Source organism: Streptosporangium carneum (assembly GCF_027922005.1).
Classification (GTDB): domain Bacteria; phylum Actinomycetota; class Actinomycetes; order Streptosporangiales; family Streptosporangiaceae; genus Streptosporangium; species Streptosporangium carneum.
On sequence record NZ_BSEV01000014.1, the window covers coordinates 51,907 to 75,570 of the forward strand.

The 23,664-nt window shown below is 71.2% G+C and carries 18 protein-coding genes; 11 read left to right on the top strand and 7 right to left on the bottom strand.

Features of this window, described 5'->3' with window-relative positions; translation table 11 throughout:
* The first annotated feature begins 22 nt into the window (after positions 1-22).
* Positions 23-916: a carbohydrate kinase family protein gene (locus PKF00_RS26690; RefSeq protein ID WP_271220385.1), complete on the top strand. Its 894-nt coding sequence runs from the start codon at positions 23-25 to the stop codon at positions 914-916.
* Positions 917-1,656: 740 nt separating this feature from the next.
* On the opposite strand, the gene PKF00_RS26695 is transcribed toward PKF00_RS26690, so the two are convergent.
* Positions 1,657-3,726, bottom strand: a complete 2,070-nt coding sequence (locus PKF00_RS26695; protein WP_271220509.1) for a RecQ family ATP-dependent DNA helicase — start codon at positions 3,724-3,726, stop codon at positions 1,657-1,659.
* A gap of 357 nt (positions 3,727-4,083) precedes the next feature.
* Entirely contained in the window at positions 4,084-4,881 is a 798-nt protein-coding gene (locus PKF00_RS26700) for an SAM-dependent methyltransferase (RefSeq protein ID WP_271220386.1), read from the bottom strand.
* A gap of 224 nt (positions 4,882-5,105) precedes the next feature.
* On the opposite strand from PKF00_RS26700, the gene PKF00_RS26705 reads away from it, so the two are divergent.
* Positions 5,106-5,723 (top strand): GNAT family N-acetyltransferase, encoded by a 618-nt coding sequence (locus PKF00_RS26705; RefSeq protein ID WP_271220387.1) that lies wholly within the window; start codon positions 5,106-5,108, stop codon positions 5,721-5,723.
* Positions 5,724-6,100: 377 nt separating this feature from the next.
* A complete protein-coding gene (locus PKF00_RS26710; RefSeq protein ID WP_271220388.1) occupies positions 6,101-8,623 on the top strand; it encodes a DNA gyrase/topoisomerase IV subunit A in 2,523 nt (840 codons plus the stop codon).
* 385 nt (positions 8,624-9,008) lie between these two features.
* On the opposite strand, the gene PKF00_RS26715 is transcribed toward PKF00_RS26710, so the two are convergent.
* Together PKF00_RS26715 and PKF00_RS26720 are read right to left on the bottom strand one after the other, a co-directional pair.
* The gene (locus PKF00_RS26715) at positions 9,009-9,371 is read right to left on the bottom strand and encodes a VOC family protein (protein ID WP_271220389.1); all 363 of its coding nucleotides are present in this window, start codon (positions 9,369-9,371) and stop codon (positions 9,009-9,011) included.
* Between the two features lie 331 nt (positions 9,372-9,702).
* Complete coding sequence (locus PKF00_RS26720) at positions 9,703-10,020, bottom strand: hypothetical protein (protein ID WP_271220390.1); 318 nt, start codon at positions 10,018-10,020, stop codon at positions 9,703-9,705.
* Positions 10,021-10,186: 166 nt separating this feature from the next.
* Between PKF00_RS26720 and PKF00_RS26725 the strand changes: the two genes are divergently transcribed.
* Positions 10,187-10,681 carry a beta-class carbonic anhydrase gene (locus PKF00_RS26725; RefSeq protein ID WP_271220391.1) on the top strand — a complete coding sequence of 165 codons (495 nt, stop codon included), beginning with the start codon at positions 10,187-10,189 and terminating at the stop codon, positions 10,679-10,681.
* A 150-nt stretch (positions 10,682-10,831) separates the two neighbouring features.
* On the opposite strand, the gene PKF00_RS26730 is transcribed toward PKF00_RS26725, so the two are convergent.
* Complete coding sequence (locus PKF00_RS26730; protein WP_271220392.1) at positions 10,832-12,904, bottom strand: DNA gyrase/topoisomerase IV subunit B; 2,073 nt, start codon at positions 12,902-12,904, stop codon at positions 10,832-10,834.
* Positions 12,905-13,143: 239 nt separating this feature from the next.
* On the opposite strand from PKF00_RS26730, the gene PKF00_RS26735 reads away from it, so the two are divergent.
* Both PKF00_RS26735 and yaaA read left to right on the top strand, forming a co-directional pair.
* Positions 13,144-13,374, top strand: coding sequence for a DUF7455 domain-containing protein (locus PKF00_RS26735; RefSeq protein WP_271220393.1), 231 nt, complete (start codon positions 13,144-13,146; stop codon positions 13,372-13,374).
* A 348-nt stretch (positions 13,375-13,722) separates the two neighbouring features.
* Positions 13,723-14,469 (top strand): peroxide stress protein YaaA, encoded by a 747-nt coding sequence (yaaA, locus tag PKF00_RS26740; RefSeq protein WP_271220394.1) that lies wholly within the window; start codon positions 13,723-13,725, stop codon positions 14,467-14,469.
* 156 nt (positions 14,470-14,625) lie between these two features.
* Here the strand turns inward: yaaA and PKF00_RS26745 are convergent, their stop codons facing one another.
* Positions 14,626-16,257 (bottom strand): RNA polymerase sigma factor, encoded by a 1,632-nt coding sequence (locus tag PKF00_RS26745; protein ID WP_271220395.1) that lies wholly within the window; start codon positions 16,255-16,257, stop codon positions 14,626-14,628.
* A gap of 239 nt (positions 16,258-16,496) precedes the next feature.
* Positions 16,497-18,590, bottom strand: a complete 2,094-nt coding sequence (locus tag PKF00_RS26750) for a SpoIIE family protein phosphatase (RefSeq protein WP_271220396.1) — start codon at positions 18,588-18,590, stop codon at positions 16,497-16,499.
* 768 nt (positions 18,591-19,358) lie between these two features.
* On the opposite strand from PKF00_RS26750, the gene PKF00_RS26755 reads away from it, so the two are divergent.
* From PKF00_RS26755 to PKF00_RS26775, 5 genes are all read left to right on the top strand, one after another.
* Complete coding sequence (locus PKF00_RS26755; RefSeq protein ID WP_271220397.1) at positions 19,359-19,601, top strand: hypothetical protein; 243 nt, start codon at positions 19,359-19,361, stop codon at positions 19,599-19,601.
* Positions 19,602-19,795: 194 nt separating this feature from the next.
* The gene (locus PKF00_RS26760; RefSeq protein ID WP_271220510.1) at positions 19,796-21,307 is read left to right on the top strand and encodes a hypothetical protein; all 1,512 of its coding nucleotides are present in this window, start codon (positions 19,796-19,798) and stop codon (positions 21,305-21,307) included.
* Positions 21,308-21,314: 7 nt separating this feature from the next.
* A complete protein-coding gene (locus tag PKF00_RS26765; RefSeq protein WP_271220398.1) occupies positions 21,315-22,070 on the top strand; it encodes a LamB/YcsF family protein in 756 nt (251 codons plus the stop codon).
* A 43-nt stretch (positions 22,071-22,113) separates the two neighbouring features.
* Entirely contained in the window at positions 22,114-22,746 is a 633-nt protein-coding gene (locus PKF00_RS26770; RefSeq protein ID WP_271220399.1) for a 5-oxoprolinase subunit B family protein, read from the top strand.
* Positions 22,743-23,612, top strand: a complete 870-nt coding sequence (locus PKF00_RS26775) for a 5-oxoprolinase subunit C family protein (RefSeq protein ID WP_271220400.1) — start codon at positions 22,743-22,745, stop codon at positions 23,610-23,612. The genes PKF00_RS26770 and PKF00_RS26775 overlap by 4 nt, the downstream gene beginning before the upstream one ends.
* Positions 23,613-23,664: the final 52 nt, after the last annotated feature.

Consider the following 23,664-nt stretch of genomic DNA (forward strand, 5'->3'; position numbering starts at 1 on the left):
AAGGCAGCAAGGTGGTGACATCATGACGCGGGTGGTCGTGGTGGGCGATCTCATGACCGACGCGGTCGCGCGCGCCCGCTACCCATTGGCAAGAGCCAGCGACACACCGGCGATCGTCACCATGCACGGCGGCGGTTCGGGGGCCAACATCGCCTCCTGGCTCGCGGTCGAGGGCGCGGAGGTGGCCTTCATCGGACGCCGCGGCGCCGACATCACGGGGCGTAACCGCGACATGGAGCTGATGGGCTACGGCGTCGACGCCCGCCTCGTCATGGACCCCGAACGGCCGACCGGCACCTGCGTCGTGCTCGTCACGCACAAGGGCGAGCGCACCATGCTGTCCGACCCGGGGGCGAACGCTGCCCTGTCCCCGGAGGACCTGCCCCGCGACCTGTTCGCCCAGGGCGGCCACCTGCACCTGTCCGGCTACACCCTGATCAACGAGGGTTCCCGCGAAGCCGGCCTCGCCGCCCTGGAGATGGCCCGCCGCACCGGAATGTCCGTCTCGGTCGACTGCTCCTCATCCGCGCCCCTGGAGCGCACGGGGGCCGAGCCGTTCCTCGAGTGGACTCAGAACGCCAAGTTGCTGTTCGCCAACGCCGACCAGGCCAAGGTCCTGACAGGGCGCGACGACCCCGCGGCCGCCGCCAAAGTGCTGACCGCCTGGTTCCCCCAGGTCGTCGTCAAGCTCAACGACGAGGGCGCGCTGTGGTACACCAACAGCCGCGCCGAGCCGGTCAAGGCTCCCGCGGAGGCCGTGGAGCGCGTGGTCGACGGCACCGGCGCCGGTGACGCCTTCACCGCGGGCTTCCTGCCCGCCTGGCTGGAGGGCAAGCCCCCGGCCGAGTCCCTCGCCTCCGGCTGCCGCCTGGCCGCCAGGGCCATCTCCCACCTGGGCGCCCGCCCCCGCCTCTGACCGCCGTTCCCCGCCCCGCTTTCACGACCAGGCCGCACCGCCTCACGCCGCTTTCACAACACCGCCGCCTCAAGCCCCTCAGCCAGCCTCGGCCAGCCACCCGGTTCCACAGCCCGCCGTACCACTCCTCCGCCCGCCCGCCGCACCGCCTCTCAGCCCGGCCGCCACTTCACCCGCCCGCCGTATCGCCTCCTACGGCCGGCCACGAGAGCGCCGACCGCCGCACGCCCTCCTGCCTCCATCCGGCGCTCCCCAGGCTCACCAGGCCGGTCACCGCGACGCCCCGCTGCCGGCGGCCCTTCTGGGACGCCTGTCAGAGGTGGGGTGTCGCGACGCGTTCGTCGTGTCGGCGGTCTCTCCCCCACCGCCCCGATCCTCCGCACGCCGGTGCGGAGAGCGGCGACACGAACCTGACCGGCGCCGAGGAGCAACGCGGGCGGAAGGCCCCCGGCCAAGGTCAGGAGATGACCGCCAAGGTGAGAGGCGGCACGACCGGAGGTAACCCTCGGTCGACGTCAGGAAGTGACTGCCAAGAGGAGAGGCGGCACGACCGGAGGTAACCCTCGGTCGAGGTCAGGAAGTGACCGCCAAGAGGAGAGATGGCATGGCCGAAGGCCCCGGCCAAGGGCAGAAGGCGACCGCCAAGAGGAGAGGCGGCACGACCAAAGGCCCTCGGCCAAGGTCAGGAGGCGACCGCCAAGGTGAGAGGCGGCACAACCGGAGGTAACCCTCGGCCGAGGTCAGGAAGTGACCGCCAAGGTGAGAGGCAGCACGGCCGGGGCTCCGGCGTGGCGGAGCATGGCCGCGGCGAGGGTCACCGTCCAGCCGGTGTCGAGGCGGTCGTCGACCAGCAGGACGGGGCCGCCCGCCTCCGCGACGGCCGCGCTCAGCGCGGAGGGCATGGCGAGCGTGGCGCGGACGGCCTGGACGCGCTGGGCGCTGTTGAACTGGCGGCCCGGCGGGCCTGACCGGTAGCCCAGGTCGCCCAGGTAGGAAAGACGCCCGACCTGTGCCAGGCGCTCGGCCAGGCTCCGGACGAGCTGGGGACGGGTCGCGGAGGGAATCGCGACCACGGCGACAGGACGCCGCTCCCACTCCCATGACGACAGCACACTGACCACGGCGGCGAAGACGTCGTCGGGGATCGGGCCGTCGGGAGCCCCCTCGGCGAGAAGGCCGCGCAGGCGGTTGCCCCAGCCGATGTCGGTCAGGCGGCCGAGGGCCCTGCCCGGCTCCGCGCCCAGCTCCGGCTTGATGCGGCCCCTGAGGTCGCTGAGCCCGGTCGGCCACTGCCTGCGCGCCTCGATCTCGACCCCGGGCCGCCGCAGGCTCTCGGCCGCACGCTCGACCGCCCGCGCCTCGACCTCGGGCGAGCGGTGCGCGCCCGTGCAGTTGTCGCAGCGCCCGCAGGCCGTGGCGGTCTCGTCGTCAAGGCGTCGGCGGAGGAACTCCTCTCGGCACCCCGTGGTGTCGAGGTAGTCGAGCATGGCCCGCTGCTCGGCCTCGCGTTCGGCCGCGACCCTGGCGTAACGGTCGGCGTCGTAGCTCCACTCCTCGCCGGTGGCCTCCCAGCCGCCCTTGACACGGCGCACGGCGCCGTCCACGTCGAGGACCTTGAGCATGGTCTCCAGCCTGTTGCGGCTGAGGTCGACCCGGTTCTCCAGGGCTGCCGTCGACAGCACGCCGCCCTCGTGCAGGGCGGTGAGGACCGTCCGCACCACCGGCTCGGGCGGGAAGGCCAGCGAGGCGAAGTAGGCCCAGATCTCGCGGTCCTCGGCGCCGGGCAGCAGGATCACCTCGGCGCGCTCGACCCCGCGCCCCGCTCTGCCGACCTGCTGGTAGTAGGCGACGGGCGACTGAGGGGCGCCCACGTGGACGACGAACCCGAGGTCGGGTTTGTCGTATCCCATGCCCAGCGCGGACGTGGCGACCAACGCCTTGATCTTGTTGTCGAGCAGGGCCTGCTCGGCGGCGAGCCGTTCGGCCTGCTCGGTCTGCCCGGAGTAGGCGGCGACCTCGTGCCCCTGCTCACGCAGGTAGGAGGCGATCTCCTGGGCGGCGGCCACGGTGAGGGTGTAGACGATCCCCGAGCCCGGCAGCTCGTGGAGCGTCTGGGCGAGCCAGGCCAGGCGCTGCTCCGCGCCGCGCAGCCGTACGACGCTCAGATGGAGGCTCTCGCGCTCCAGCGCCCCGCGCAGGACGAGAGTGTCCTCTCCCATCTGCTCGGCGACGTCGTGGGTGACCCTGGCGTTGGCCGTCGCGGTGGTGGCCAGGATCGGCACCCCCTCGGGCAGCTCCTCGAACATGGTGCGCAGCCGCCGGTAGTCGGGGCGGAAGTCGTGACCCCAGTCGGAGATGCAGTGCGCCTCGTCGACCACGACCAGGCCCGCGCTCTCGGCCAGCTCGGGCAGGACCTGGTCGCGGAACTCGGGGTTGTTGAGCCGCTCGGGGCTGACCAGGAGCACGTCGACCATGCCCTCGGCGACCTGACCGTAGACCTGCTCCCACTCCTCGGGGTTGGCCGAGTTGACCGTGACCGCGTGGATCCCGGCCCGCTCCGCGGCGGCGATCTGGTTGCGCATCAGGGCCAGCAGGGGCGACACGATGACGGTCGGCCCCTCGCCCAGCTCGCGCAGGAGCGCGGTGGCGATGAAGTAGACCGCTGACTTGCCCCAGCCGGTCCGCTGCACGACGAGCACCCGGCGACGGTCCATGACCAGCGCCTTGATGGCCGCCCACTGGTCCTCGCGCAGCCGGGCGTGCTCACCCGCCAGCGCCCGCAGCCGCTCCTCGGCCTCTTCTCGCAGCATCTGCTCTTCGCTCACCGGTCATTGGTACCAGGTCCGGCCGACTGTTTCACTCCGGTCCGCCCGAACCCGGCGGGAACGCCCCCGCCCCGGTCCTCCCCGTCCCCGTGCCGGCGGAAAGCGCGGAGAGCCCGCGCCCTCCCGACCCGCCAGGCGCCCCCGTGGCCGATGGCCGAACCTTGGCCGAACCACCGGGCGGCCTTCGGCGTCGCACACGCACACCGGTGGCACAGTGCGGCGACCGGCCCCGGACCGGTGAGAAGGGGTGCGCCCCGGTCCCATGTCGATCGCTCACCCGCCGGACCGGAGCGCGCCGCGCGCCGACGTGGTGGCGGGGATCACCACGCCCGCGTCCTCACGTCATTCCTTGCGCGCGACCCCGCCGTAGGTCCACACCCGTGACAGCTGCGCCCGCGCCGCCCTCTCCTCCTCGTCGGGGTGCCACAGCGGCACCTGGACCAGCCCCGGCTCCAGCAGCGGCAGACCTCCGAACTGGGCGAGCACCTCGGCATGGGTCCGGGGCAGCAGCGTCATCCGCTGCCGGGCGGCGACGCCCGCCAGCGCGGCCGAGCGTTCCGGGCTGACGTCGCTCGCCATCTGCGAGATCGCCAGATGGCTGCCGGAGGCCAGCTCCCGCATGTAGCGGGCGAGGATTCCCGCGGGCCCCTCCTCGTCCGTGACGTTGTGCGTCACGGAGACGACGAGCAGCGCCACCGGTTCACGCAGGTCGAGCAGCCTGCCCCCCTGCGCCAGGACGTCGGCGGGCTCGCGCAGGTCGCCCTGGATCATGTGGACGTTGTGGCGCTTGGCGAGCTGCGCCCGGCCGTGGGTGACCACCACCGGATCGACGTCCACGTAGACGACGGCGGAGGCCTCTCCCGCGATCTCGTGCACGTTGGGGCTGGTCGGGAATCCGGTCCCGACGTCGAGGAACTGCCGCACCCCGAGCCCCGCCAGGTGACGCACCACGCGCACCAGGAAGCGCCGGTTGGCCAGGGCGATGTCCCTGACGTCCGGGGCGGCGGCCAGCCCCTGTTCCGCGGCCTGCCGGTCAGGGGCGAAGTTGTCCTTGCCGCCGAGGAGGTAGTCGTAGATCCGGGCGGGATGCGGGTGGCCCATCCCCAGGTTCGGTGTGAGGCTCCGGTTGCCGTCGGACACGGATCCTCCGTCGGGTCGAGAGGCGGAAGAGCGGGCTTTGATCATGTCGTTTCCCCCGCGGAGCGGCAACAGACGGCGAAAGCCGTACCGCATGGTGAAACACCCGCGCCCGGACGATCCCCCTCACAGACGTCGGGCGTCCGGCGGAAATCCGGCCTCGGGCGGGGCCCGCCGCCGGTCAGCGGGCCTTCCTGGTTCCGCGTCGTGGTTTGATGCATCTCACTATGGACGTCACAACGTGGTACCTCGAACAGACCTCGCGGTCCGACCTGCTCACCGCGAAGCCTCCTGCGATCGAGGTCGACATCGTGCGCGCCGAGGTGATCTCGCCGGAGTTCAGCCGGTTCCTGAACACGGCGGTCGGGGGCGACTGGCACTGGACGGACAGGCTGTCGTGGACCTGGCGGCAGTGGGCGAGCTGGCTGGAACGCGACGTGGAGACCTGGGTGGCCTACCATCGCGGCACTCCCGCGGGCTACGTCGAGTTCGTGCCCGGCGACGACGCGGCGGTCGAGATCACCTGTTTCGGCCTGATGCCCTGGGCGATCGGCAGGGGCATCGGCGGCCACCTCCTTGAGGTGGGCACGGCCCGCGCCTGGGACCTGGCGGAGCGCCACCCCGGCAGGGAGCCGACCCGGCGGGTGTGGCTGCACACCTGCTCCCTCGACAGCCCGGTCGCGCTCGCCAACTACCGGGCGCGGGGATTCCAGGTCTACGACACCAAGGTCAACGCCCCGGGGGACGAGTACGAGGGCCCCGCGCCCGGCCCGTGGCCGGGCGCGGGGCCGCGTTCGCTTCCCGGCTCCCCTCCCGTCCCCGGAGCCCCGGCGGATCCCGAGTAGCCGATCCCGGGCGGAGCGGAGCGGGGCCGTCTCGGCGGCGAGCCGAGCGAGGACCGGGAAGTGTCGGGAGCGGTGAGTATGGTAACGAGTCCCTGCACGATGTACGGTCACGTCGATCGGGGTCGAGCCCGCAGGTGACCGGTCCCGCCACCACCGAGGAGGCGCCTTCATGATCTCGCCCCCGCGCGTGGGCGGACGAGGCACGTCACCGCACACCACAGGACGCCGCCTCACCACAGGCGCGGGCCCCACCCACACCTGGCACGCAGGCCCGAGGCTCCCGCACCGGGCCGACGGCTACCGTTAAACCACGAAGACCAAAGGAGGATGCGCTTCTCCCTCGGCCAGAGAGCCGAGGCGCCCGCGCAGGAAAACAGATGGCTCGACGGACGACCACACCCCCGACTGACGGTGACTTCGAGGAGCGGATCGTCGACATCGACGTCTCCGCCGAGATGCGCACCAGCTTCCTCGAATACGCCTACTCGGTCATCTATCAGCGCGCGCTGCCGGACGCCAGGGACGGCCTCAAGCCGGTTCAGCGCCGCATCCTCTACTCGATGAGCGAGATGGGCCTGCGGCCCGACCGCGGACACGTGAAGTCGTCGCGGGTCGTCGGCGACGTGATGGGCAAGCTGCACCCGCACGGCGACACCGCCATCTACGACGCGCTGGTCCGCATGGCGCAGCCGTTCTCGATGCGGCTGCCGCTGGTCGACGGGCACGGCAACTTCGGCTCTCCCGACGACCTGCCCGCCGCGATGCGTTACACCGAGGCCCGGCTGGCCGCCGCGGCCATGTCGATGGTGCAGTCGATCGACGAGGACACCGTCGACTTCAAGCCCAACTACGACGGCCAGGAGACCGAGCCGACGGTCATGCCCTCGGCCTTCCCGAACCTCCTGGTCAACGGCGCCACCGGCATCGCGGTCGGCATGGCGACCAACATGGCGCCGCACAACCTGGTCGAGGTCGTCGCGGCCGCCCGTCATCTGATCAAGAAGCCGGACGCCACGCTCGACGACCTGATGCGCTTCATACCGGGTCCCGACCTGCCGACCGGCGGCACGATCATCGGCCTGGACGGCATCCGTGACGCGTACGCCAAGGGCCGCGGCACCTTCAGGATGCGCGCCAAGTGCGTCGTCGAGCAGGTCAGCCCCAGGCGCAAGGGCATCATCGTCACCGAGCTGCCCTTCAACGTCGGCCCCGAGCGGGTGGTCACCAAGATCAGGGAGCTGGTCACCGCCAAGAAGCTCCAGGGCATCTCCGACCTGAAGGACCTCAGCGACCGGCACAAGGGTCTGCGCCTGGTCATCGAGATCAAGAACGGCTTCATCCCCGAGGCCGTGCTGGAGGAGCTCTACCGGCTGACGCCGATGGAGGAGACCTTCGGCATCAACAACGTGGCGCTGGTCGACGGCCAGCCCTGCACCCTGGGCCTGCGCGAGCTGCTCCAGGTCTATGTCGACCACCGCATCGACGTGATCCGGCGACGTTCCCTCCATCGCAGGCGCAAGCGCGAGGAGCGCTTGCACCTCGTCGAGGGCCTCCTGATCGCCCTGCTCGACATCGACCGGGTCATCCAGGTCATCCGTTCCTCCGACGACTCGGGCCAGGCCCGCGAGCGGCTGATCGAGGCCTTCGGGCTGTCGGACATCCAGGCCCACTACATCCTGGACACCCCCCTGCGCCGCCTGACGCGGTTCGACAAGCTGGAGCTCGACAGGGAGAAGCAGACCCTCGAGGAGGAGATCGCCGAACTGACCGCGATCCTGTCCTCGGAGGACAAGCTCCGCAAGGTCGTCTCCGACGAGCTGGCCCAGGTCTCCAAGACCTTCGGCACGCCCCGCCGTACGGTCCTGCTGGAGTCCTCCGGCGTCGCCAGGAACGTCTCGGTGCCTCTGGAGGTCGCCGACGACCCGTGCCTGGTGCTGTTCTCCTCGACCGGCCTGCTGGCCCGCACGTCCGACGCCTCCCCGCTGGCGGGCGACGGCGACCGTTCGGCTCACGACGTGCTGGTCTCCGTGGTGCGCAGCACCGTCAGGGGCGAGGTCGGCGTGGTCACCAACCACGGCCGGATGATCCGGATCCAGGTGGTCGACCTGCCGACGCTGCCCCCGTCGGCCAATCCGCCGTCGCTGTCCGGCGGGCACCCCGTGTCCGAGTACGTCACCCTGAACCCCGGCGAGGCGGTGGTCGGCATCGGCTCACTGGATCCCGAGGGGCCGGGCCTGGCGCTGGGAACCGCGCAGGGCGTGGTCAAGCGGGTCGTCCCCGACTACCCCGCCAACCGTGACGACTTCGAGGTCATCGGGCTCAAGGAGGGCGACACCGTGGTGGGGGCGGTCGAGCTGACCGCCGAGGACCACGACCTCGTCTTCGTCACCTCCGACGCGCAGCTGCTGCGCTACCCCGCCTCCAACGTCCGTCCCCAGGGACGTCCCGCGGGCGGTATGGCGGGCATCCGCCTCGACGGCGCCGCCCAGGTGATCTGGTTCGGCGTGGTCGACCCGGCGCGTGAGTCCAGGGTCGTGACGATCGCGGGGTCCTCGACCGCGCTGCCCGGCACCCAGGTCGGTGGCGCGAAGGTCTCCGACTACGCCGAGTACCCCGCGAAGGGTCGCGCTACGGGCGGCGTCCGGGTCCAGCGGTTCCTCAAGGGCGAAGACGTGCTGCTGCTCGCCTGGGTGGGCCCCGGTCCGGCCCGCGCGGTCTCGAACGTCGGCAAGCCCGTCCCCCTCCCCGAGGAGCTCGGCCGTCGTGACGGGTCCGGCGTCCGCCTCACCCACACGGTCGCGGCCGTCGGCGGCGCACTCGGCGCGTCCGGAGACCTCGACGCGGACAACGGCTCCGGCGGTGGGGCCGACGTCGCGGAGCCGGCCTCCGAAGGAGAGTGACCTCCCGCTTCCGAGGAAACCCCCGAGCCTCGGGGCCTCAGCTCCCCTCGAGCCAGGGCCCCGAGGCTCGGGGGTTCCTGTTCTCCGAGGCGCCGTAAAGCCCTCAGCGGCGATCTCAGGGCCTCTCATGCGGCTTCCAGGCCTCGCGCACGGGTTCCGCCCCGCCCTCGGCTTCGGGGTCCGGCTTCGGACGCGCGTCGCCCCTGGACCTGACACCGTCCTCGTGTCTCGCCTACGGGCTCGGAATTCCCCTCGGAGCGTCAGGCCTCGCTTCGGCTCAGAGCTCACACGCATCCCTCGGACACAGACCTCACAGCACTGCTCAGACACAGACCTCACAGCACTCCTCGGACGCGGGCCTCACACGCACTTCCGAACGCGGGCCTCAGACACAGAGGCAGAACGGATGCCCGGCCGGGTCGAGGAAGACCCGGAAGCTGTCGTCCTCGCTCGGCTGGTGCTCGTGCTTGACCGCGCCCAGCGCGAGCACGGCGGCCTCCGCCTTCGCCAGGTCGTCCACGGTGAGGTCGAGGTGGAACTGCTGGGGCTTCTCCGGGTCGGGCCAGCGGGGCGGCTGGTAGTTCTCGGCCAGCTGGAAGCAGAGCCGTTCGGGGCGTCCGTCGGTGACCACGACCCAGTCGTCCTCCACGGAGGTCACCTCCCAGCCAAGCACCGCGCTGTAGAAGTCAGCCAGAGCCCGCGGGTCCGCACAGTCGAGGACGACCGACCGCATGCGCGCGATTGCCATGATTCCTCCCAGATAACACCGGTAACGGGATTATGAAGGTGTCGTCTGCCGTTCGGTAAACACGTGTCGGCGCCGGACAGGCGACTCCACGGAGCACGTGCCCCATGACGTCACCGCCACGCGTCTCACCCGCGTTTCTCCCACCCTCACACCCACCTCCGCCTCCGTGCTCACGGCCCCGCTTCCCGCCCTCGCGCCCCCGCCTCTCCTGGGCCCCGCCGGCGGGCACGGCCCCCGACTTCTCGCCTTCACGCCCCTCGCCCCTCAGCGCCCGCCCCTCGACTCCCTCCGGCGGACACGGACGCCCCGCGGGCGCGGCCGAGCCGCCCCCTCAGGCGGGCGACGCCTGCAGCGCGAACCTGATCGCCATCAGCAGTTGCCAGGGCTCGCCGGACTCCCAGGAGCGGACGAGCCTGGCGACCTGGTCACCGGGCTGGAAGTCGTCGAACCCGTGCGGACCGAAACATCCGGCCTCCACGAGGACCTCCACGAGCGGGTCGTCGTCGCCGAGGGCCTCGGCGTAGGCCGCCGCGTCGAGCAGGGCGAGCGCCGAACGCGCGTTCCGACCGCCGTCGCGGGTCTCCACCCGGTCCAGCTTCCGCCTGGCCTGCGCGCGCAGGTATGCCGCCAGGGATGCGATCCTGCCCATGACCCCCTCCAGATCTCCGGACTTTGCGTTACGACATCATCACCCATTGTGAGCAAAGATTGTGGGATCTTCCTGAAGTCGACCTGGAGGGTAGCCCCGGAAAGGTTTACGAAACGGGCATGCAGGATTATTAATCCATAGTTTCTGCCGACCGAAAGGGGTTTGCGTGGGTGCCTTCGACGACCTGCTGGCCGCCAACGAGGAGTTCTCCGCCACGTTCACCGATTCCGAGCTCACCGGCAGGGCAGCCCGCGGCCTGGCGGTTGTCACCTGCATGGACTCCCGGATCGACCCGCTGGGGCTGTTCGGCCTGAAGGCCGGTGACGCGAAGATCCTGCGCAACGCGGGCGCCAGGGTGACCGACGACGTGCTGCGGACGCTCGTGCTCGCGGTCTACCTGCTGGGCGTGAACCGGGTGCTCGTCATGCCGCACACCGACTGCGGCATGTCGAAGGCCACCGACGACGACGTGCACAGGCTCGCCGCCGAGCACGGCGTCGACACCCGGAGCCTGGAGTTCCACACCGTGCCCGACCAGAGCGCGGCGCTGCTCCACGACCTGACCCGGATCAGGACGAGCCCGTTCCTGCCCGCCGGCCTCCCCATCGGAGGAGCCGTCTACGACGTGCGCACAGGAAAGATCACGCCCATCGAGGTGTGAGCCCGTCGGCGCGCCGCGCCCGAGCCTCGGAGGCGCGGGTGCGGCCCGCCGCGACGGAGGAGTCGCCGAGGACGCCGGTACGGCCGGTCTCGCCCGTCGTGGCGCCCCTCCCGTCGACACGTGTCGGCGGGAGGACGCCCCGGCGCGCCCCTAGGCGTCGATGTGGTCGCGGTCGATGTCGGCCGCGCTGCCCACGATGAACTCCCTGCGCGGAGCCACGTCGCTGCCCATCAGGAGGTCGAAGATGCGCTCGGCCTCCTGGATGTCCTCGATCCTGACCCGGCGCAGGGTCCTGTGACGAGGCTCCATGGTGGTCTCCGCCAGCTGGTCGGCGTCCATCTCGCCCAGACCCTTGTAGCGCTGCACGGGGTCCTTCCAGCGCTTGTTTCGACGCTCCAGGTCCCGTAGGACCCGGTGCAGCTCGGCGTCGGAGTAGCAGTAGACGTACTTGTCCTGGCCGCGGCCGGGATTGGTGATCTCGATCCGGTGCAGCGGCGGGACCGCGGCGAAGACCCGGCCCGCCTCGACCATCGGCTTCATGTAGCGGTGGAAGAGGGTGAGCAGCAGGCAGCGGATGTGCGCGCCGTCGACGTCGGCGTCGGCCATCAGGATGACCTTGCCGTAACGGGCGGCCTCGATGTCGAAGGAGCGCCCCGAGCCCGCGCCGATGACCTGGATGATCGCGGCGCACTCGGCGTTCTTGAGCATGTCGGCGACGGACGCCTTCTGCACGTTCAGGATCTTGCCGCGGATCGGCAGCAGCGCCTGGAACTCCGAGTCACGGGCCGCGCGGGCGGTGCCCAGCGCCGAGTCTCCCTCGACGATGAACAGCTCGCTGCGGTCGACGTCGTCACTGCGGCAGTCGACCAGCTTGGCCGGGAGCGCCGAGTTCTCCAGGGCGGTCTTGCGTCGCTGGTTGTCGCGGTGCTCACGGGCCGCGATCCGGGCCTTGGCCGCCGCGACCATCTTCTCGAGCACCGCGCGCAGCTGCTGCTTGGCGCCGCGCGGCGGGTTGGTGAAGATCTCCCTGAGGTCGCGGGAGACGACGTGGGCGACGATCCGGGAGGCCGCCGAGGTGCCGAGGACCTCCTTGGTCTGCCCTTCGAACTGGGGCTCCGGCACCCGGACCGTGACGACCCCGGTGAGCCCCTCCAGGATGTCCTCCCGGGTGACCGGCGCGTCGCCGTTCTTCAGCAGACGGGTCTCACGGAGCAGTTCGTTCAGTGTGCGGACCAGGGCCCGCTCGAAACCGTTGACGTGGGTGCCGCCCTTGGGGGTGGCGATCACGTTGACGAACGACCTGACGGTGTTGTCGTAGCCCTTGCCCCAGCGCAGCGCGACGTCCACGGTGAGCTCGCGCTGCACCTGGGTGGGCGTCATGTGGCCCAGCTCGTCGAGGACGGGCACGGTCTCGTGGAAGTGGCCGACGCCCTGCAGGCGCAGCACCTCGCAGAGAGGCTCGTCACGGGCGAGGAACTCGGTGAACTCCGAGATGCCCCCGTCGAAACGGAACTCCTCCTCGGTGGCCTCCTCGCCGCGGCTGTCGCGCACGGTCAGGGTCAGGCCGGGGACCAGGAAGGCCGTCTGGCGCAGCCGGACGTGGATCTCGTCGAGGGAGACCTCGGCCTCGGGCAGGAAGATCTGGTGATCCAGCCAGAAGCGGACGCGGGTGCCGGTGACCTTGCGGGCCAGCGGGCCGCCGTCGCGCAGACCGGACTTCTTCTTGAACTTGGCGGACGACCCGTCGCCGTCGAAGACGCCGGGAACGCCCCTGCGGAAGCTGATCTCGTGGACCCGGCCGTCGCGGTCGACCTCGACGTCGAGGCGGGAGGACAGGGCGTTCACCACGGAGGCGCCGACGCCGTGCAGACCGCCGGAGGCGCCGTACGAGCCGCCGCCGAACTTTCCTCCCGCGTGCAGCTTGGTGTAGACCAGCTCGACTCCGGCCAGGCCGCTCTTCGGCTCGACGTCCACCGGGATGCCGCGGCCGTTGTCGCGGACCTCGATCGAGCCGTCGGCGTGCAGCTCGACCTCGATGCGGGTGCAGTAACCGGCGAGGGCCTCGTCGACCCCGTTGTCCACGATCTCCCAGAGGCAGTGCATGAGACCGCGGCTGTCGGTTGACCCGATGTACATGCCCGGGCGTTTGCGGACGGCTTCGAGACCTTCAAGCACCGACAGATGGCGCGCCGTATAGCCCTTCTCCGCGCTAACTGCGGTCACACCCACTCCCACTCTGCTCGAACACGTGTGCGCAGCTTACCGTTCTTCCCGCCGCCGCGCGTACAAGCTTGCCATCGAGGCGTCTCCGGCGTTACCCCCGGCGTGATCGCCGTTACATTCGGACACTTTCCGCTCTCGGCGTAGCGGGGGGTCGGTTGGGAACGTCCTCATCCGGTTAGATGTTGTCTCAAGTGACTGACGCCAGATCCTCCGCAAGGGGATGACCTGAAAGGCGATACGTGACTGGAACTCTCGCCCCCACCAAGCAGCTGACGGCCACGGACCGCTGTGACCGGTGCGGCGCCCAGGCTTACATCCGCGCGACCCTGCCCGTAGGTGGGGAGCTGCTGTTCTGCGCCCACCACGGGCGGCAGCACATAGCCGTGCTGAGAGACAAGGGCGCCGACATCCAGGACGAGTCGGCACGCCTCAGCGAAACCCCTTCAACCGCGAGCAACGAAGAACGGTAGGGGTCGGCCGGTCCGATGACGCCATCGGACCGATGCCGTGAGACCCCGGTCGTTCCCAGGAACGACCGGGCTCGCGGCGCCGGCTCTGCCACGACCTGATATTTCCGTCGAGTGCCCCGCTCCCGTGTCCGCGGGAGCGGGGCACTCGACGCATCTCACCCCACGACCGGCGGCCTGCCCGCCGGTCGCGGCCACGGCGCCGCGTGAACGTGACGTCACGTTCACGTACGGCCCATGACCGAAACTCCTCACGGACCGTGACCACGACGCCGCATGAGCGGCGCCGCGGCACGGGCGGCGCTCCTGCGCCGGAACCCCACCCGGTCCGCCGCGTTACGCTCGACGACTGTGCTGATTCTGCTGCCTCCGTCCGAGGGAAAGGCCGAGCTGGGCGACGGGCCCACCCTCGACCTGTCCCGGTTGAGCTTCCCCTCCCTGACCGCCTCCCGCAAGAAGGTGCTGAGCGCGCTGACCGCGCTCTGCCGAAAGTCGCGGGCACAGGCACAGGCCGTGCTCGGCCTGTCCCCGGGACAGCTCGGCGAGATCGGCAAGAACCGGGAGCTGCGGACCGCGCCCACGCTGACGGCCGCGGAGCTGTACACCGGGGTGCTCTACGACAACCTCGACCTGGCCTCGCTGCCTCCCGACGCCGCCGAGCGGGCCGCACGGAGCCTGCTGATCTTCTCCGGGCTGTGGGGGGTGCTGAGGATCACCGACAGGGTGCCGCCGTACCGGTTGTCGATGGGCGTACGGCTGCCGCCGCTCGGCGGCCTCGCGGCTCAGTGGCGCAAGCCGATCACCCCGGTGCTCGACGCCGAGCCCGGCCTGGTCGTGGACCTGCGCTCCAGCACCTACGCGACGGCCTGGCAGCCGGGGGCGCGCGCGGTCGGGGTACGGGTTCTCAAGGACGGCAAGGTCGTCAGCCACATGGCCAAGGCGACCCGGGGCGTGATCGCCCGCTCGTTGCTGGAGAACGGCGTCGACCCGCAGACGCCCCAGGAGCTGGCCAAGGTCCTGGACAGCCTCGGCCACGCCGTCGCCCTCGGTCCGGCCCCCACGGGCGGCAGGCCGTGGACACTCGACGTCACGGCCTGATGAAGTCCAGTTCCGCCCCCAAGGACCCCTGAACGGCTTCTGAAGAGCCGCTGAAGGGGTCCTGAAGGGAAAAACACCTCAAGGGGAGACCCGAGGCCCGTCGGACGGGAGAAGGGGCCCACGCCGCATGGCGTGGGCCCCTCGCCGTCAGTCGGGTCAGTCCAGGTAGTCGCGCAGAACCTGGGACCTGGACGGGTGACGCAGCTTGGACATGGTCTTCGACTCGATCTGCCGGATGCGCTCGCGCGTCACCCCGTAGACCTTGCCGATCTCGTCCAGTGTCTTCGGCTGGCCGTCGGTGAGGCCGAAACGCATCGAGACCACGCCCGCCTCGCGCTCGGACAGCGTGTCCAGAACGGAGTGGAGCTGCTCCTGCAGAAGCGTGAAGCTCACGGCGTCGGCCGGGACGATCGCCTCGGAGTCCTCGATGAGGTCGCCGAACTCGCTGTCGCCCTCCTCACCCAGCGGGGTGTGCAGGGAGATCGGCTCGCGGCCGTACTTCTGGACCTCGACGACCTTCTCCGGGGTCATGTCGAGCTCGCGGGCCAGCTCCTCGGGAGTGGGCTCGCGGCCGAGGTCCTGCAGCATCTGCCGCTGCACGCGGGCCAGCTTGTTGATCACCTCGACCATGTGGACCGGGATGCGGATGGTCCGCGCCTGGTCGGCCATGGCGCGGGTGATCGCCTGCCGGATCCACCAGGTGGCGTAGGTGGAGAACTTGTAGCCCTTGGTGTAGTCGAACTTCTCGACCGCGCGGATCAGGCCCAGGTTGCCCTCCTGGATCAGGTCCAGGAAGAGCATGCCGCGCCCGGTGTAGCGCTTGGCCAGCGAGACCACCAGACGCAGGTTGGCCTCGAGCAGGTGGTTCTTGGCCCGGCGGCCGTCCTCGGCGATCCACTCCAGCTCGGCGCGGACGTCGACCGGCAGCCTGTCGCCGTCGGTGCCCAGCTGCTCCTCGGCGAACAGGCCCGCCTCGATGCGCTTGGCCAGCTCGACCTCCTGCTCGGCGTTGAGCAGGGGGACCTTGCCGATCTGCTTGAGGTAGTCCTTGACCGGGTCGGCGGTCGCGCCGGCCGCGGCGACCTGCGGCACGGGAGCGTCGTCGTCGTCGTCGGACAGGATGAGGACCTCGTCCTCGTTCTGTGTGACGGCTCCGGCCTTCGGCTCCTCCTCCGTCTCGGCCTCGGCCTCGATCTCCGTCTCGACCTCGACCTCGACCTCGACCTCCGCCTCGAGATCGAAGTCCTCGATCTCGACGTCCTCGAGGTCGATGGCCTCGTCGTCGTCGTCGGAGACCTGCTTCGGCTTGGGCTCGGCCTTGGGCGCGACCGCGGCCGCCTCCGGCGCGGCCTTCCTCGGCGGAGCGGGGACCGGCTTCTTCGCGGACGGCGCGATCTTCTTGGCCGGAGGCGCGGGCTTCTTGGCCGCGGGGGCGGGCTCGGAGCCGCTGACGACCGCCGTGACGGTCTCCGGCTGCTCCTTGGCCGCCGCGGCGGTCTTCGTCTTCTTGACCGGGGCGGGAGCGGCGGGGGTACGGCGCTTGGTCGAAGTCCTGGACTTCTTGGGAGCCGCGGAGTCCTCAGCAGTCAGCCGAACCGTGATGCCCTCTTTGCTGAGGCTGCGCAGAATTCCAGCGACCTGCGCCATCGGAATGTCCGCTTCCTCGACGGCCTTGCGGACATCCTCGGACTCGAGGAACCCCTGCGAGCGCCCCCGCTCCATCAGCTGCTGAATGACGGGCTCGTTCAGCTCGGATGGCTTCGAGCGAGTCGAACTTGCAGGCGACACGAACACCTCTCGAAGGAAAGCGTGACGAGAATGGACCCAGGTGCCCACTAGGGGCGGAACCTCTAGTTGTTGATGAACGAGGCCGCGAACCGCGACGCACCTGTCCAGCATTGTGGCACGACACCGTGATCCATACGGCCGCCTCCTGGCGGTTGCCCTCCACCCTAGGCCGACCAAGAGAGTAGTGCGTACGGAAGCGAGGCACCGATACCCGAAAGCAACCGTTATGACTGTTTCATTCAGTCACTCTTCGTGGCCAGGGGAACATGGATCGCGAGCACCGTGACGTCATCATCCTGTTCATACCCAGACAACATCCGGTCAACGAGGAAATCCAGCAACATATGCGGACTTCCAACAACTTCTGGCGGCGCTTCGGTCACAACAGAGCAAAGATCGGCAAGACCGGCATCCAGACCACGCTTCCGATTCTCCACCAGACCATCCGAATACAGGACCGCGGTGTGTCCCGGCGGAACACAGAACCGGAACTGCCTGCGGCTCGTCGGCCAGCCGAGCGGAGTGCCCGGCTCGCCCTCGCACAGCAGCGGCACGCCCTGCGGGGAGACCAGCAGGGGCGGCGGATGGCCCGCCAGCGCCAGCGTGCCCTCTCCGGTGCCGGGCTCGACGACCATGTAGGCCAGGGTGGTGACCTGCTCCTCCTCCTCGGTGGCCTCGAAGACCCTGTCCAGGCCGGTGAGGACGGCCGCGGGCGGCGGGTTGGTCAGCGCGAGGGCCCGCATGGCGTTGCGGATGCGGCCCATGCCCGCGGCGGCCTTGACGCCCTTGCCCATGACGTCGCCGACCACCGCCGCGACCCGGCCGTCCTGCAGCACGAACGCGTCGTACCAGTCGCCACCGACCTGCACGTGACGGCTTCCCGAACGGAAACGCTGGGCCAGCACCAGCCCGCGGACCACCGGCAGGCGGTCGGGCAGCAGGCTTCGCTGAAGCGTCTCGGCGGTGCGGTGCTCGCGCTCGAAGAGGGTGGCCCGCTCGACCGCGAGGGCGCACTGCCCGGCGAGCGCCTCCAGGAACACCCCGTCCTCCTGGGAGATCTTCTGGGGGCGCGTGAAGGAGAAGCGCAGCGCGCCCAGCGCACGCCCGGCGGCCAGCAGCGGCAGGCCCACCCACGCCCGCTCGTCGCTGTGGGAGACGAACCCGGCGATGGCCGCCTCGTCGCCTCCCGCGTCCACGAGCTGGGAGCGCAGGCTCTCCGGCGACTCGGCGAAGACCGGGCGGCGGCTGTTGACCGCCATGGTCATCACACTGGAGTGCGACAGCGGGATCTCCTCGCCGGGCGCGCCGGGAACGTCGGGGATGCCGCCGTTGTTGACCAGCTTCAGCGCGGCCCTCTCGACGTCGAGCAGGGCCACCGCCGACCGGTCGGCCGCCAGCGCGGTGCGGCCCACGTCGATGATGACCTGGACGACCTGCTCGACGGTCAGCGCCTCGGCGAGCATGGCCGTGGCGCCCTGCAGGCGCGCCGTGCGCAGGGCGGCGGCGCCGAGCTGGTCGGTGAGCCTGCCGCGCATCTCCTCGGCCTCGCGCTGCGGGGTGACGTCGGTGTTGGCGCCGACCCACTCGACCACCCTGCCGTGCCTGATGATCGGGACGGCGCGCACCTCGAAGTGGCGGTAACCGCTGGCCCTGGTGCGGACCCGGTAACTCCACTCGAACATGATCCGGCCGCGGAGCGCCTCGCGCCACGCCTCCTCGGTGTGCGGGCGGTCGTCGGGGTGGACGGCGTCCAGCCAGCCGTGGGCGAGGTACTCCTCCAGCCCCTGGCCTGTGATGGCGCGCCACTGCGGGGCGTCCTCGAGCACTGCCCCGGTCGGGGCGGTGATCCACACGAGCTGGGACTGCGCCTCGACCAGGGAGCGGTAGCGCTCCTCGCTGCGCCGCAGGTCCTCCTCGACCTGGCGGCTCTCGGTGATGTCGACGCCGACCAGGCAGACCGCGTGAAGCGTCCCCTGGTCGTCGTGGACCGGCGAGAACGTCAGCGACCAGTGGCGGGTCTCCCCGCCGGCCGAGCGCACCCGGATCCGCTGGTCCCCCTCGACCTCGGCGCCTTCGACGATGGCGCAGACCGACCCCTCGACCAGCGCGGTGAGGTCGGCCGACAGCAGCTCGCCGGGGGTCCTGCCGACCAGGCGCTCGACGGGGAGGCCGACCACGTCGGCGAAGACCTCGTCGACGCGCTGGAAACGGCCCTCGGGGTCGAAGAACGCGAACGCGAACGGCGACTGCGACAGCAGGCCCTGCAACAGGCCGGAGTCCGAGATGTCCACACCCGACTTCCGGGGACGGGGCACGGAGGTTTCGGCGCTCATGGTCGGCACCTCCGTCGCGTGCCAGGGTCTCCCACGAGGCACATCTCCAAACTTGCGAATTGGCGTAGCGCAGCTCCGGGGGACCGGATCCTGCAGTACATCATCGGCGATGGGCATGGGCGGACGGAAGCCCCGCCCATGATGCGGTCGACGCATCCCGCGAACCTCTCCGGTCCGGAGACCAGGATGTCCACGCTAACGCTCCCGGCTCCCGGCGCGGATGTCGCCCGCGCCGACATCTCGCCCGATCCGGGTGACGGCGCCGTCCCCGGTCGTGCCCGCCCTCGTCCTCCCGCGACGGTGACGGCCGCTCCGCGTCGCGGGCGACCCGGTCCGGGACCGCTGCGCGCGCCTCGCGGCGTGCCCGCCCCCTCCGGTCGGCCCGGACGAGGGGCCGGCGTCGATCCCGCCGCCCTCCGGAAACGTCGGGGCGGTCACCGCCGACGCCTTCAAACGTTTGCGGCCAGGACCCTAGCAGGATCAAGCCGGACCGTCCCGACAACTGCCCACCTCATCTCCGCGAGCGCCCAGGGAAGATCAGGCTACTGACTCATTCCCGATTTGGCTCCCCCTTCGGGGACAGTCGTTTACTCCCCTGTCGACAAATCCAGTCAAGACACGCCTCACCTCGCATCTCTTCCGGGCAAACATCGGCCCGCGCGCCGCTCCGAGGGTTGACACTCCCGCGATAAGTTGTGGAATGGGAACGCACGTCCTCACCGTCCGCCAGGGGGAGGCCTCTCGGAAAACCGGAGGAACGCGACACCCATGACCGCTCTCGCCACATACCTCAGCGACGGCCCGCCGACGTTCCACACCCAGGTGAGCGCCCACCTGGCCGCCGAGTTCCTCACCGTCCCTCTCAGCACCGTCGACCGGTGCGTGGCCGACGTGTGCGCCTGTGCCGGGCACCTGGGAGTCGAGGCGACACCCGAGGTGGTCGAACGCGTCGCCCGCGAGCATCTGCTCGCACTCGTCAACTCCGCGCCGCCACCGCGAAGTCCCCGGTAACATCGAGATCACCGGGCCGTGTTCCACGCACCCTTCGACCCGGGAATGCGAGAAGGTTGGGACGTGAGCGAGCAGGGCGAGCGAGCCAATCACCACGGCACCGGGCTCATGAGGCCGACGGAGGAGGCCGCTTGAACCGGCGACACCGTCGAGACCCGCGGGAGAGCCAGTCCCCGGACGAGGTGTTCGCCGAGATGCTGCTCGCGGCCCGGGAGCTGCTGGCCGTGCGCAGCCCACTGGACGCCGAGCTCATGGTCTCCGACATGGTCGGAGCCTGGTGGGGGCGGCGGCTGAGAGGCGGAGACGCCGAACAGGTCCTCGGCGAGGGCCTGGTCGACTACGCCGCCAAGGCGGGCTCCCCCGCCGCGCTGACCCTGCTGATCGCGCTCGCCTACCTCGGCACCGCCCGCCAGGCCGCGAAGGCGGAGGGCGCGGCGCTGGCACTCATCGAGCGTGACGTGGCCAGGCCCCGCTGGGCCGACCGCCTCGGCGTCGTCAAGCCGACGGGCTGCTACGTCTCCCGCGACGCCTACGGCGACCAGGACACCGTGGTGTGCACCTTCGGCTACCGGGGCGCCGACAGCGACGAGGACCGCCACGCGCTGGTCATGGTCGTCGACTACAACATGCGAGGGATCGCCCGCGACACCTGGGTCTCCTCGCACGTGGACAAGCTGCTCGACCAGGCCAGGGCGGAGGCGGCGGCCAACCCGATGCTGAGGTTCGAGGAGATCGAGCCCCAGCAGGCCAGAGCGTTGCTGGAGTCGGCCATGAAGGCCACGGCGGAGTACGGCGACCGCAGGACGAGCGCGCCCGTCAGCGACAGCTACAGCGCCTACCACGCCTTCGCGCGCTCCCGGATCAAGGCGTTGCCGCCGGGGCGCAAGCGCCCCGCCCCGCTGCACAGCGAGGCGCCCTACAGCCGTGACCGCCGGGCGATGCTGGCCGCGGAGTTCCTCTCCTCGGACGCCGCCGAGCACCTGTCCGACCCCTCGGCGGCCTCGCGTTGCGCCGACCACATCATCGACTACGGCTGCGACCAGGACTTCGGCAGGCCGCTGCGGATCAGCCCGACCAAGTGCCAGACCTTCCTGCTCGACTGGCTGCCGCGCAAGGTGATGCTCAGCCCCGCCGAGCAGGAGGCCGTGCCCTACGTGCTGGGGGCGTGGGCCCGGTTCGCCGCGCGCCGCAACGGGCTGGCGGACCAGGGGTTGCGCGCCACGCTCGACGGCATCTGGGAGGCGACGGCCAAGTTCGCCGAGGCCTACCGCGACCCGACCACCTTCGGCCTGGACCGCGACCTGCTCGAGCGCCTGCTGCCGGACGGCGACCTGTCCGCGCTGGCCCGGCGGGTCTTCGCCTTCCCGTTCCTGCAGGGCACGCACGGTGAGATCAAACTCGACCTGCTCAACCCCTCCGACGAGGCCGACCGCAGGATCCTGCTGGGCATCGACCACGCGGGCGAGCGGGACAGGCCCGACTACGACGAGCACCTCGCCTGGCACGAGGAGATCGCGGGCAGGCTCTGGGAGGGCGACCCCCCGCAACTGTGGGAGGCCGCCCAGCGGCTGCTGGACCTGGGCCACGACCGGCACGACGTGTTGCACGTGCTGATCGAGATCGCCGAGCGGATCGGGGACGACCCCGAGGAGCTGGCCATCGCCCTCGACGACATCGCCGACATTCCCGACGAGCCTCCGGTGTAGGTGGACCATGCTGATCGATCTCAACGCCGATCTGGGAGAGGGCTTCGGCATCTGGCGGCTGGGAGACGACGCGGCCCTGCTCGACCTGGTGACCAGCGCGAACGTCGCCTGCGGATTCCACGCGGGCGACCCGCTGACCATCCGCCGGACCTGCGCGGCGGCCGTCGACAGGGGGGTGCTGATCGGCGCCCAGGTGTCCTACCGGGACCTGGCCGGGTTCGGCCGCAGGGAGATGGACGTCGACCCGGAGGAGCTCTGCGCCGAGGTGCTCTACCAGCTGTCCGCGGTCGACGGCATCGCCAGGGCGATGGGCGGCCGCGTCTCCTACGTCAAGCCGCACGGCGCGCTCTACAACCGGATCTGCCGCGACCCCGAGCAGGCGGAGGCGGTCGTCGCGGCCGTGGCCGACCACGACGAGACGCTGCCGCTGCTGACCCTGCCCGGCTCGGTCGTCCACGGGATCGCCGCGAACGAGGGGCTCACCACCGTCAACGAGGCCTTCGCCGACCGCGCCTACACCCCCGAGGGCACGCTGGTCCCCCGCCGCTCACCCGGCGCGGTGCTGCACGACCCCCGCGAGGTCGCGGCCAGGGCCGTGCGCATGGCGACCGCCGGGACGGTGACCGCCGTCGACGGCTCGGAGGTCGCGGTGGACGCCCGGTCGATCTGCGTGCACGGGGACACCCCGGACGCCGTGCTGCTGGCACGGGCGGTGCGCGACGGGCTCGTCTCGGCCGGGGTGACGCTGAAGGCCTTCGCTTGACATCCTCCCGACGCGGAAGACGGCTCGGCTCCCTTCCCGTGGGATGGAGACCGTGATCAGGCAGGCGGGAGAGCACGCGCTGCTGGTCGAGACCGGATCGCTGGAGGTCTCCCACAGGCTCGACGCCCTGCTGCGGGCCTCCCGCCCGCCCGGAGTGGCTGAGATCGTGCCGGGTCCGGAGACCGTCCTGGTGAGCGCGCCCGGCGCCGACCTCTCCCGGCTGCGGCCGCTGCTGTCCCGGTTGCTGGACACGGCCCGCGTCCCCGTGGCGGAAGCCCTCGCGCCGGGCACGACCGTGACGGTCCCCGTGGTCTACGACGGAGCCGACCTCGACGGCGTGGCCGCCCTGACCGGCCTGTCCACGGCCGAGGTGGTCGAACGGCACACCGGGCGGGAGCTCGTGGCGGGCTGGCTGGGATTCGCCCCGGGTTTCGCCTACCTCACGGGACTGGACCCCGCGTTGCACGTGCCCAGGCTCACCACGCCCAGGACCTCGGTGCCCGCGGGGGCGGTGGCGATCGCCGGGCCGTACTCCGCGGTCTACCCCTCGGCCTCCCCCGGCGGCTGGCGGCTGCTCGGCCGCTCCCCCCTGACGGTGTGGGACGTGAGCGCCGATCCACCCGCCCTGCTCACCCCGGGCACGCGGGTCAGGTTCGAGGCGATCGCCGCCCCATGATCGAAGTCATCGCGCCCGGGCCGTACGCCACGGTGCAGGATCTCGGCCGTCCCGGCTACGGCCACCTCGGCGTGCCGCACTCGGGCGCGGCCGACGCGCCGAGCCTGCGCCTCGCCAACCGGCTCGTGGGCAACCCCGAGGACGCGGCCGGGGTGGAGCTGACCTTCGGCGGAGCCCGGCTCCGCTTCGTCGCCGGGGCCTGGGTGGCCGTGACGGGGGCCGCCTGTCCCCTGGAGGTCGTCGTGCGCGGCCGGACCGTCCGGCAGGGGATGCGCGCGCCGTTCTGGGTCGCGGCGGGCGGCGAGCTACGGGCGGCGATCCCCTCCGCGGGCCTGCGGACCTACGTCGCCGTCCGCGGCGGTCTCGACACGCCCGTCGTCCTGGGCAGCCGCTCGACCGACTCGCTCTGCGGCCTCGGCCCTCCCCCGCTCAGCGCGGGCGCCACGCTGACGGTGGGCCCCTCCGGCGGCCTGCCTCCGCCGGCCGTGGACGTCGCTCCCCCGGCGCCGCCGCCCGACGCCCTGCGGGTCGTGGCGGGGCCCCGGGACGACTGGTTCGCCCCGGACGCGCTGGCCGGACTGTGCGCGCAGCCGTACGTGGTGAGCCAGGACAGCAACCGGGTCGGCGTGCGGCTGAGCGGCCCCCGCCTGGAGCGGGCGCGCGAGGGGGAACTGCCGAGCGAGGGCATGGTGGCCGGGGCGGTCCAGGTGCCTCCGGACGGGCAGCCGATCGTGTTTCTCGCCGACCACCCGCCGACGGGCGGCTATCCCGTGATCGCCGTCCTCACCTCCGCCTGCCTCGCGGCGGCCGCCCAGCTGCGCCCCGGCGACCGGGTCCGCTTCCGCCTCGACCGGACCGTCTCCTGAGGCCGCGGCGTCCGCGCTCCTGAGACCTGGAACGGCCCGAGGCCCGGTGCCG

Bases quoted from the DNA above. Each gene is read 5' to 3' on its own strand.
- PKF00_RS26750 (WP_271220396.1), bottom strand. From the start codon at position 18,590: ATGAGCGCCGAAACCTCCGTGCCCCGTCCCCGGAAGTCGGGTGTGGAC.
- PKF00_RS26690 (WP_271220385.1), top strand. From the start codon at position 23: ATGACGCGGGTGGTCGTGGTGGGCGATCTCATGACCGACGCGGTCGCG.
- PKF00_RS26715 (WP_271220389.1), bottom strand. From the start codon at position 9,371: ATGGCAATCGCGCGCATGCGGTCGGTCGTCCTCGACTGTGCGGACCCG.
- PKF00_RS26765 (WP_271220398.1), top strand. From the start codon at position 21,315: ATGCTGATCGATCTCAACGCCGATCTGGGAGAGGGCTTCGGCATCTGG.
- PKF00_RS26695 (WP_271220509.1), bottom strand. From the start codon at position 3,726: ATGCTGCGAGAAGAGGCCGAGGAGCGGCTGCGGGCGCTGGCGGGTGAG.
- PKF00_RS26770 (WP_271220399.1), top strand. From the start codon at position 22,114: ATGGAGACCGTGATCAGGCAGGCGGGAGAGCACGCGCTGCTGGTCGAG.
- PKF00_RS26710 (WP_271220388.1), top strand. From the start codon at position 6,101: ATGGCTCGACGGACGACCACACCCCCGACTGACGGTGACTTCGAGGAG.
- PKF00_RS26760 (WP_271220510.1), top strand. From the start codon at position 19,796: ATGCTGCTCGCGGCCCGGGAGCTGCTGGCCGTGCGCAGCCCACTGGAC.
- PKF00_RS26720 (WP_271220390.1), bottom strand. From the start codon at position 10,020: ATGGGCAGGATCGCATCCCTGGCGGCATACCTGCGCGCGCAGGCCAGG.
- PKF00_RS26755 (WP_271220397.1), top strand. From the start codon at position 19,359: ATGACCGCTCTCGCCACATACCTCAGCGACGGCCCGCCGACGTTCCAC.
- PKF00_RS26775 (WP_271220400.1), top strand. From the start codon at position 22,743: ATGATCGAAGTCATCGCGCCCGGGCCGTACGCCACGGTGCAGGATCTC.
- PKF00_RS26705 (WP_271220387.1), top strand. From the start codon at position 5,106: ATGGACGTCACAACGTGGTACCTCGAACAGACCTCGCGGTCCGACCTG.